The sequence below is a fragment of the bacterium genome, assembly GCA_024228115.1.
Classification (GTDB): Bacteria; Myxococcota_A; UBA9160; order UBA9160; family UBA6930.
This window is the reverse complement of record JAAETT010000019.1, coordinates 1-1,418: the sequence shown is the minus strand read 5'-3', so window position 1 is coordinate 1,418 and position 1,418 is coordinate 1. Positions and strand designations below refer to the sequence as shown.

Below are 1,418 nucleotides of genomic sequence, written 5' to 3'. Positions count from 1 at the left end.
GCATTTGGTATATTTGTATGATGTTTTATCTTTGATTAGGATTTTATTCTTTATTTATTTTTTCATTTATTTTATTTTACTATTATTCATTAATATATATTATTATTGAAGAGCTCTCTATATATTTTTCTATCTTTATCTTTCTTGATATTATTTGTCTTTCTTTCATTTTTCTTATTTTATCTCTTATTTCCTTTATTGATTGAATTGGTGGATTTGAATGTTGTTCTTCATTATTTTCTTTATTATTATTTATTTTATTTCTTTTATTTTTTTTAGTCTTTTTATTTAGTTCTCTTATATTCTTCTTTATTAATTTTGAGGCTTTAATTATTATATTATTTTTCATGGTTATGATTTTTTGTTCTTCATATTATAAGATTAGGACATCTTTTTATTTGTATTCTTTCTCATTAATTGGATGTTTATTTTTATTTATTTATATTTCTTTATTTATTATATTTAATTTTAACAGCATAATGCTATGTTTACTATTATTAATACCCTTTCTTATTAAGATACCTTCTTTTCCTTTTTTTTATTGATTACCAGAAGTACATTGTGAAGTTAATACTTCAACTTCTCTATTTTTAGCTGGTTTATTATTAAAGTTAGGGGTTTATGGAATTCTAAGGTTTATATTTAATTCTCTTTTTGTTTTTATATATTTTATATCCTCTTTTATAATTAGTTTTTCTTTATTAGGAATTTTTATAGTATTAGGTGGGATTTTTAGATGTTTTGATATAAAAAAGATTATTGGATTTTCTTCGATTATGCACTTGAATTATGTGTTATGTGTTGTATTTTTATTAAATCATTTATCTCTATTAACTGCAATAGTAACTAGTCTTTCGCATGGATTTTGTTCTGTAGGTTTATTTTTATATGCAGGTATTTTAATATCAAAATCTTATACTCGATATATTGATTGTTTATATTTCATTGATTATATTTATTTATTTATTTTAATTATGTTATTATTATGTAATTTATCATTTCCTGGATCTATGAATTTTATTAGTGAATTATTATGTTTAATATGTATATTAGAGATTGATTGTTATTTATTTATATATTATATTTGTTTTTCTTTTATATCTTATTTTTATTTTTTTATTATATTTAATCGTATTATTCCTATTAATCCATTTTTTATTCTAATAGGATTATTTATGTTGGGATTGTTTAATTTATTATATGTTGTAGGATTAGGGTTTATGGTATATATATGATAGGTGTATTATCTTTATCTAGTTAAATTTGTAATATCTGTATTATGATAGGTATTTAATTTATTAATGCAGAACATGATTAACAAATATAATGCAATGCATATTAATAAAAACGTTATTCTCTATTCTCTAACGTTAATTATTTACTTATCTTTCTTTCCATTATTTATTCTTCTATTATCT

The 1,418-nt window shown here is 19.3% G+C and carries 1 protein-coding gene and 1 pseudogene; one reads left to right on the top strand and one right to left on the bottom strand.

Translation table 11 applies throughout. The annotated features are described in order from the left end of the window. Positions 1 to 82 precede the first annotated feature (82 nt). Positions 83 to 349, bottom strand: a complete 267-nt coding sequence (locus GY937_00520; protein ID MCP5055189.1) for a hypothetical protein — start codon at positions 347 to 349, stop codon at positions 83 to 85. 199 nt (positions 350 to 548) lie between these two features. Here GY937_00520 and GY937_00515 point away from each other — a divergent pair. Continuing rightward, positions 549 to 1,235, top strand: a pseudogene (locus GY937_00515) (hypothetical protein). The last annotated feature ends 183 nt before the right edge of the window (positions 1,236 to 1,418 follow it).